The sequence below is a fragment of the Pseudomonas sp. 18.1.10 genome, assembly GCF_024655625.1.
Taxonomy (GTDB): Bacteria; Pseudomonadota; Gammaproteobacteria; order Pseudomonadales; family Pseudomonadaceae; genus Aquipseudomonas.
Genome location: NZ_JANLGL010000251.1, coordinates 1 through 7,246 on the forward strand (window position 1 = coordinate 1; position 7,246 = coordinate 7,246).

The 7,246-nt window shown below is 60.2% G+C and carries 6 protein-coding genes; 5 read left to right on the forward strand and 1 reads right to left on the reverse strand.

Features of this window, described 5'->3' with window-relative positions; genetic code table 11:
* Window positions 1-61 precede the first annotated feature (61 nt).
* The gene (locus NUV89_RS25975; protein ID WP_017739053.1) at window positions 62-1,429 is read right to left on the reverse strand and encodes an inorganic triphosphatase; all 1,368 of its coding nucleotides are present in this window, start codon (window positions 1,427-1,429) and stop codon (window positions 62-64) included.
* A 158-nt stretch (window positions 1,430-1,587) separates the two neighbouring features.
* Between NUV89_RS25975 and argE the strand changes: the two genes are divergently transcribed.
* From argE to NUV89_RS26000, 5 genes are all read left to right on the forward strand, one after another.
* Window positions 1,588-2,736 carry an acetylornithine deacetylase gene (argE, locus tag NUV89_RS25980; protein ID WP_026137089.1) on the forward strand — a complete coding sequence of 383 codons (1,149 nt, stop codon included), beginning with the start codon at window positions 1,588-1,590 and terminating at the stop codon, window positions 2,734-2,736.
* Window positions 2,737-2,872: 136 nt separating this feature from the next.
* Window positions 2,873-4,171 (forward strand): amino-acid N-acetyltransferase, encoded by a 1,299-nt coding sequence (argA, locus tag NUV89_RS25985; RefSeq protein WP_026137088.1) that lies wholly within the window; start codon window positions 2,873-2,875, stop codon window positions 4,169-4,171.
* A gap of 124 nt (window positions 4,172-4,295) precedes the next feature.
* A complete protein-coding gene (locus NUV89_RS25990; RefSeq protein ID WP_257783571.1) occupies window positions 4,296-4,529 on the forward strand; it encodes a hypothetical protein in 234 nt (77 codons plus the stop codon).
* A gap of 334 nt (window positions 4,530-4,863) precedes the next feature.
* Window positions 4,864-6,270, forward strand: coding sequence for an OprD family porin (locus NUV89_RS25995; RefSeq protein WP_257783572.1), 1,407 nt, complete (start codon window positions 4,864-4,866; stop codon window positions 6,268-6,270).
* 273 nt (window positions 6,271-6,543) lie between these two features.
* On the forward strand, window positions 6,544-7,182 hold the full coding sequence (locus tag NUV89_RS26000) for a peroxiredoxin (protein ID WP_207040415.1): 639 nt from the start codon (window positions 6,544-6,546) through the stop codon (window positions 7,180-7,182).
* The last annotated feature ends 64 nt before the right edge of the window (window positions 7,183-7,246 follow it).

A 7,246-nucleotide genomic window follows, 5' to 3' on the forward strand; every position in this document is an offset into this window, starting at 1 on the left:
GACTGGTACACCGCTTTCGCGAGCAAGCCCGCTCCCACACAAGCCCGCTCCCACATTTGGATTACAGACGCAGCAGAGTCTTCCAAGCCCGGTTCTGATACACCGCAATCGCCTGATGCATGCGCGCATCCAGCGACTCATCGGTGATCGGCTGGTTGGCCAGTTGCGCCAGCTTGTTCAGCTCGCCGTACAAACGGTCCATTTCCGGGATATCCACTACGTGGCGAGCATGGTGCAGCCACGCCTGGATGCGTTCGATGCGCGGCAATTGCTCGGCGAGGTCTTCCGGCTGTTGCTGGTAGCGCGGCAGTTGCAGGGCGACGGCGTCGTCGGCCAGCAGGCGCGGCAGCCAGTTGGTGATTTGCGCCGCGCCCTGGCGGTTGCCGCGCACGTTGCGCTCGGCGGTCCAGGTGCGGGCCAGCAGCCAGCGCGAGGTGTTCAGTGAGAACAGGCCCCAGCGCACGTCGTCCAATTCTTCAACGAATTGCTCGGGGGCGGCTTTGCGGATGTCTTCGTCGTCATCACCGGCTTGTACCAGCGGGCGCCAGTCTTCCAGCAGGGCATCCAGTGCGCTGCGCAGTTCGCTGGTGGATTGACGCGGTGCGGCCTGGCCAAGGCTGCCGATCAGGGCGCGCAGTTCGCCGAGGTTCTCGACCCAGTCTTGCAGCAGGCGCCAGTGGCCATTGAAACGGTATTGCTCGGCCAGGCGCTGGCTGCTGCCGAGCAGGTGCCACATGATCGCGGCGAAGGCGTCGTCCAGCGGCATTTCCGCGTGGATCTGCGGCGCCGGCAGGCTCAGGGAGTAGCTGCTGGCGTCATACAGACGGTAGCCGCGCTCGGCCTTGCTGATGTCGCACGGCATCAGCGCCAGGGTCGCGGCCAGTTCGGCGGCCAGTTCCAGCAGGGCGGCCGGTTCACCTTCGCGCAGTTCCAGTTCCAGCTCGCAGATTTCTTCTTTCTGCTTGCCGACGACCACGTGGCCCAGGTCCAGGGCGGCTTCGATCACCACCTTGGCCTTGCCACGGCCCCAGGCGATTTCGGCGCGTTCACGCACGAAGTCGGTGGTGAAGATCGGCTTGAGGGTCTTTTTATCCAGCTCGGCCAGTTGCTCGGGCCAGCATTCGCCGTCGAGTTTCTTCACGTCCAGCTTGGCTTTGGCCAGGTCCCAGTTGTACTCGTTGCGTTCCGACAAGCCGGCGACGCTCTGGCCACGGGTCTTGAGGGTCTGGATGATCTCGTCACCGTCCTTGCGCAGGCGCAGGGCGACTTTGGCCTGGGCCAGGTCGCGCTCGGGGGTGTCGAAATACTGGTTCATCAACTCACGGCGTTCCCAGCCACTTTTGTTGCGTTTTTTCAGTAGCGGGTGCTCACGCAGCGCGGCGAGGGTTTCGCGGCTGACGCGGAGCTTGATTTCGGTTTCTTTCTGCATGGCCGGAAAATCCAGGATCGGGAGCGCAGCCGGGAAAAAGAGTGGCTGCCAAGGCCGTGCAGTGTACAGGACTGAGCCCGGCAACGCGCCGCAACGGTTTATTGTGTCGTGCAGATGGCTCTATAGTGGGCTTCATCCGGGAAGTTGAGAGACCGCGCATGCCATTACCGTCTATGAAAGAGCAGTTCGCCGCGTTGATTGCCGCGCCGTCGGTCAGTTGCACCCAGGCGTCTCTCGACCAGACCAACCGCCCGGTGATCGATTTGCTCGCCAGTTGGCTGGGGGACCTGGGTTTCGCCATCGACATCCAGCAGGTCAGCCCCGGCAAGTTCAACCTGCTCGCCAGCTTTGGCAGCGGCCCCGGCGGCCTGGTGCTGGCGGGGCATAGCGATACCGTTCCCTATGATGCGGCGCTGTGGAAGACCGATCCTCTCAAACTCACGGAAGTTGACGGTCGCTGGGTAGGACTCGGCAGTTGCGACATGAAGGGCTTTTTCGCGCTGGCGATTGAAGCCGTGCTGCCGCTGCTGGATCAGCCGTTCAAGCAACCGTTGCTGATCCTCGCCACTTGCGATGAAGAAAGCTCCATGTCCGGCGCCCGCGCGCTGGCCGAAGCCGGGCGCCCGCTGGGCCGTGCGGCGGTGATCGGTGAGCCCACGGGCCTCAAGCCGATTCGCCTGCACAAGGGCGTGATGATGGAGCGCATCGACATCCTCGGCCGCAGCGGCCATTCGTCGGACCCGAGCCTGGGCCACAGCGCCCTCGAAGCCATGCACGATGCCATCAGCGAACTGCGCGGCTTGCGCCAGGTGTGGCAAGGCCAGTACCGCAACCCGCAATTCAGCGTGCCGCAACCGACGATGAACTTCGGCTGCATCCATGGTGGCGACAATCCCAACCGCATCTGCGGCCAGTGCTCCCTGGAGTTCGACCTGCGCCCGCTGCCGGGCATGGACCCCGAGGTGCTGCGCGCCGCCATCCGCCAGAAGCTTGAACCCCTGGCCGAGCGCCATCAGGTGCAGATCGACTACGCGCCGCTGTTCCCCGAAGTGCCGCCGTTCGAACAGCCTGAAGACGCCGAACTGGTGCGGGTTGCGGAACGTTTGACCGGTCATCGTGCCGAAGCAGTAGCGTTCGGCACCGAAGCGCCTTATCTTCAGCGCCTTGGTTGTGAAACCCTGGTGCTTGGCCCTGGCGATATCGCCTGCGCCCACCAGCCGGGCGAGTACCTCGAAATGTCACGCTTGACGCCTACAGTGCGTCTATTGCGGGAACTGATCGAACATTACTGCCTGAAACCCGCATAAATTAACCCCCGTCTGTTCGTCCATATTGAGGAGAGTGAGCGTGTCGCCAAGCCTGTTCCGACGATAACCATCAGCCCGCTGTGCGCTTTCATGATTGATCCTTTTTCGGCTGCTTTTTATTACAGGCCCAGGTGTTATGCCCGACTACGTTAATTGGCTTCGTCACGCGTCTCCTTACATCAACGCCCACCGCGACTGCACCTTTGTGGTCATGTTGCCCGGCGACGGCGTGGAACATCCCAACTTCGGCAATATCGTCCACGACCTGGTGCTGCTCCACAGTCTGGGCGTGCGGCTGGTACTGGTGCACGGTTCGCGCCCGCAAATCGAAACCCGTCTTGAAGCCCGTGGCCTGACCCCGGCTTACCACGAAGGCCTGCGCATCACCGATGCGGCAACGCTGGAGTGTGTGATCGACGCGGTCGGCCACCTGCGGATCGCCATTGAGGCGCGCCTGTCGATGGACATGGCCTCGTCGCCGATGCAGGGCTCGCGCCTGCGGGTGGCCAGCGGCAACCTGGTGACCGCGCGACCGATCGGCGTGCTGGAAGGCGTGGACTACCACCACACCGGCGAAGTGCGCCGGGTTGACCGCAAGGGCATCGGCCGCCTGCTGGACGAGCGCTCCATCGTGCTGCTGTCGCCGCTGGGTTATTCGCCCACCGGTGAAATCTTCAACCTGGCCTGCGAAGATGTCGCCACCCGCGCCGCCATCGACCTGGGCGCCGACAAGCTGCTGCTGTTTGGCGCGGACAAGGGCCTTATCGACGAAAACGGTCGCCTGGTGCGTGAGTTGCGCCCGCAACAAGTGCCGGCGCACCTGCAACGCCTGGGCAACAACTACCAGGCCGAACTGCTCGATGCCGCCGCCGAAGCGTGCCGTGGCGGGGTAGGGCGCAGCCATATCGTCAGCTACGCCGAAGATGGCGCGCTGCTCACCGAGCTCTTCACCCGCGATGGCGGCGGTACGCTGGTTGCCCAGGAGCAATTCGAGCAGGTGCGCGAAGCGGCGATTGAAGACGTCGGCGGCTTGCTGGATTTGATCAGCCCGCTGGAAGAGCAGGGCATTCTGGTGCGCCGTTCGCGGGAAGTGCTGGAGCGGGAGATCGAACAGTTCAGCGTGGTCGAGCGCGAAGGCATGATTATCGCCTGTGCGGCGCTGTATCAGATCGCCGATTCGGACGCGGGCGAGCTGGCGTGCCTGGCGGTGAACCCGGAATACCGCCACGGCGCACGCGGCGATGTATTGCTGGAGCGCATCGAGACCCGCGCGCGGGCGCAGGGCTTGAAGACCTTGTTCGTGCTGACGACACGCACCGCGCACTGGTTCCGTGAGCGGGGTTTTGTGCCGAGCAGCGTAGACCGCCTGCCGTCGGCGCGGGCGTCGCTGTACAACTACCAGCGCAATTCGAAGATCTTCGAAAAGGCCCTCTGACCAAACCCGGGCTTGGCTTCTGTGGGAGCAGGCAAGCCAGCTCCCACATTTCCCTCATCACCTTCGCCGTGCAGGCTTTAAAGCTGGCAACGGTTTGCTGCGCCTGGGCATCCGGGGTGCGGCAATGTGGCTGCCGTTACACACCACCCATGCTTCAGAAGTATTGATCTACGCCGATAAGTTAAACGCGACGATGGGTAGATTGGGTGAAGGCGATGCCGGTTTGATACCCGATCGTCTAATCAGCGACCTGGATAGCAAAAGAAAATATATGCGATACAAAAACTGTAACAAATTGACGGGAGGATGCGCGTTTGGCCATGATGGCGTCGCCTTTTTGATCGTGGGTGACGTATGAACCCTTACGGCCACACTAAGCGATCTAAAAAAGTGCTAACAAATACCCTTTAGGAATTAGCTTATGGAACGGGGCGTCTACCCTGACCGTTCGTGCCATGAAACGGCTTATTCCCAAATCGTATGAAAAAGAATGAAACAATTCTTTTTGGGTGTATGAAAAACTCATTACCCTGCAGGGACCAAATCTAACTGCTGTTAGACGAAGGTAGTAGACACACAAGGTTACGATTGACTTGTCAGTCACTATCCGGTGCTAATCGCGCATCTGTGGATCGAGGGCGTCAGACCCGAGACCAAAGAAATACAAAAATTAGAAATGAGAGGAGCGGTACATGAATAAGTCCACCTTGGCTTTGGCTGTAGCTTTGGGCGCAATCGCCCAGCAAGCAGGCGCTGCCGGTTTCATCGAAGACAGCAAGGCCACACTGGGCCTGCGTAACTTCTACATCAACACTGACAACCGTGACGACGCTACCAAAGCGGCCGGCGCGCAGAACAAGCAAGAAGAATGGGGCCAGGCTTTCGACCTGCGTTTCACTTCCGGCTACACCCAAGGCACCGTGGGCTTCGGTCTTGATGCTATCGGCCTGCTGGGCGTGCGTCTGGATTCGGGCGGCGGCACCAACGGCGCCAGTGGCAAGACTGCTACCAACTACGGTTCCTACGGCGGCACGGTTTTCCCGAGCAAGTCCAATGGCGAAGCAGTTGATAACTACTCCAGCCTGGGCCTGACTGCCAAAGCCAAGATCTCCCAGACCGAGCTGAAACTGGGCACCCTGCAGCCTAAACTGCCGGTTATCGTGACCAACGACGGTCGTCTGCTGCCGCAAACCTTCCAGGGCGGCCAGATCACTTCTGGCGACATCAAGGACCTGACACTGGTTGCCGGTCAGATCGAAAAAGCCAAGGGTCGTAACTCCAGCAACAACGAGAACTTGTCCATCGCTGGTGCCAACGGTCGTACCGCCTCTGGCCGCGATAGCAACAAGTTTTACTACGCCGGTGGTGACTACAAGATCACCAAGGACCTGACTGCCCAGTACTACTACGGCAATCTTGACCAGTTCTACAAACAACACTTCCTGGGCTTGCTGCACAACTGGGCAATCGGTCCTGGCGTGTTGAAAACCGACCTGCGCTACTTCAACAGCCGCGCAGATGGTAACAACAGCAACGACGCGAACTACTACACCAGCGGTGACTACGGTACTAACGCCGCCGGTAATAACATCACCAAAGGTAAAGTCGACAACAACCTGTACAGCGGCTTGGTCCTGTACTCGGTGGCGGGTCACACCTTCGGTGGTGGTTATCAGGTCAGCAACGGCGACAGCGACTTCCCATGGTTGAACCAAGGCGACGGTTCGTCGGCTTACCTGACCACTGACTCGCAGATCTCCAAGTTTGCCCGTGCTGGCGAACGTACCTGGCAAGCTCGCTACGCGTTCGACTTCGCCAAGGTTGGCGTACCTGGCTTGACCGCTGGTGTGGTTTACCTGCGTGGCGACAACATCGACACCCGTGGTGCCGTCGGCGCTACAACACCGCAACGGACTGTGAACTCCAATGGCGCGAACGAGTGGGAACGTGACATCACTGTTGCCTACGTCGTACCAGAAGGCCCGTTCAAGAACGTCGGTGTAGCCTGGAAAAACGCCATGTGGCGCAACGACATCGCTGGTCAGCGCAATCAGGACGAAAACCGCCTGATCGTCAGCTACTCGCTGCCACTGCTGTAAGACTGTAAACCTTGCCCGGCGCAACGCCGGGCAAGGTGTCTTGCATTTTCAAGTCGGGCCAAACCCCCGCAAGCCCTTCCTGAACCCCTCTTTGTACAGCGTCTCAAGGCCTTCTCGAACCTTGGAGCGGATGGTGCTCCTCGCCCGTTGTGGCGTCCAATGAACAGATTTTTAATATTCCTTTATCGTCTAGATAAATCGATATTTATTCTTTTTAAATAATCTGCAACCCATGCACAGTAGGCTCCATAAGCACTCACCAGGAGCCACACCATGAGCCTAAGACTGGGCGACATCGCCCCCGACTTTGAACAGGATTCCAGCGCCGGCAAGATTCGTTTCCACGAATGGCTGGGCGATAGCTGGGGCGTGTTGTTTTCCCATCCGGCGGATTTCACCCCGGTGTGCACCACCGAGCTGGGCTTTACCGCCAAGCTCAAGGACGAGTTCGCCAAGCGTGGCGTCAAGGCCATCGCCCTGTCCGTCGACCCGGTGGATTCGCACCACAAGTGGATCGAAGACATCAACGAAACCCAGAACACGGTCGTCAACTTCCCGATCCTGGCCGATGCCGATCGCAAAGTGTCGGACCTCTACGACCTGATCCACCCGAACGCCAGTGACACCCTCACCGTGCGCTCGCTGTTCGTGATCGATCCGAACAAGAAGATTCGCCTGACCATTACCTACCCGGCGAGTACCGGGCGTAACTTCCATGAAATCCTGCGGGTCATCGACTCGTTGCAGCTGACCGACAACTACAAAGTCGCCACGCCGGCCAACTGGCAGGACGGTGATGAGGTGGTGATCGTGCCGTCGCTCAAGGATGAGGACGAGATCAAGAAGCGCTTTCCGAAGGGGTATCGTGCGGTGAAGCCGTACCTGCGCCTGACCCCGCAACCCAACCGCTAACGCAGAACCAATGTGGGAGCGGGCTTGTGTGGGAGCGGGCTTGCTCGCGAATACGGTGTGTCAG

Excerpts from the sequence above, each read along its gene's own strand:
- NUV89_RS25990 (WP_257783571.1), top strand. The coding sequence starts at position 4,296 with ATGTGGCTGCCGTTACACACCACCCATGCTTCAGAAGTATTGATCTAC.
- NUV89_RS25995 (WP_257783572.1), top strand. The coding sequence starts at position 4,864 with ATGAATAAGTCCACCTTGGCTTTGGCTGTAGCTTTGGGCGCAATCGCC.
- argE (WP_026137089.1), top strand. The coding sequence starts at position 1,588 with ATGCCATTACCGTCTATGAAAGAGCAGTTCGCCGCGTTGATTGCCGCG.
- argA (WP_026137088.1), top strand. The coding sequence starts at position 2,873 with ATGCCCGACTACGTTAATTGGCTTCGTCACGCGTCTCCTTACATCAAC.
- NUV89_RS25975 (WP_017739053.1), bottom strand. The coding sequence starts at position 1,429 with ATGCAGAAAGAAACCGAAATCAAGCTCCGCGTCAGCCGCGAAACCCTC.
- NUV89_RS26000 (WP_207040415.1), top strand. The coding sequence starts at position 6,544 with ATGAGCCTAAGACTGGGCGACATCGCCCCCGACTTTGAACAGGATTCC.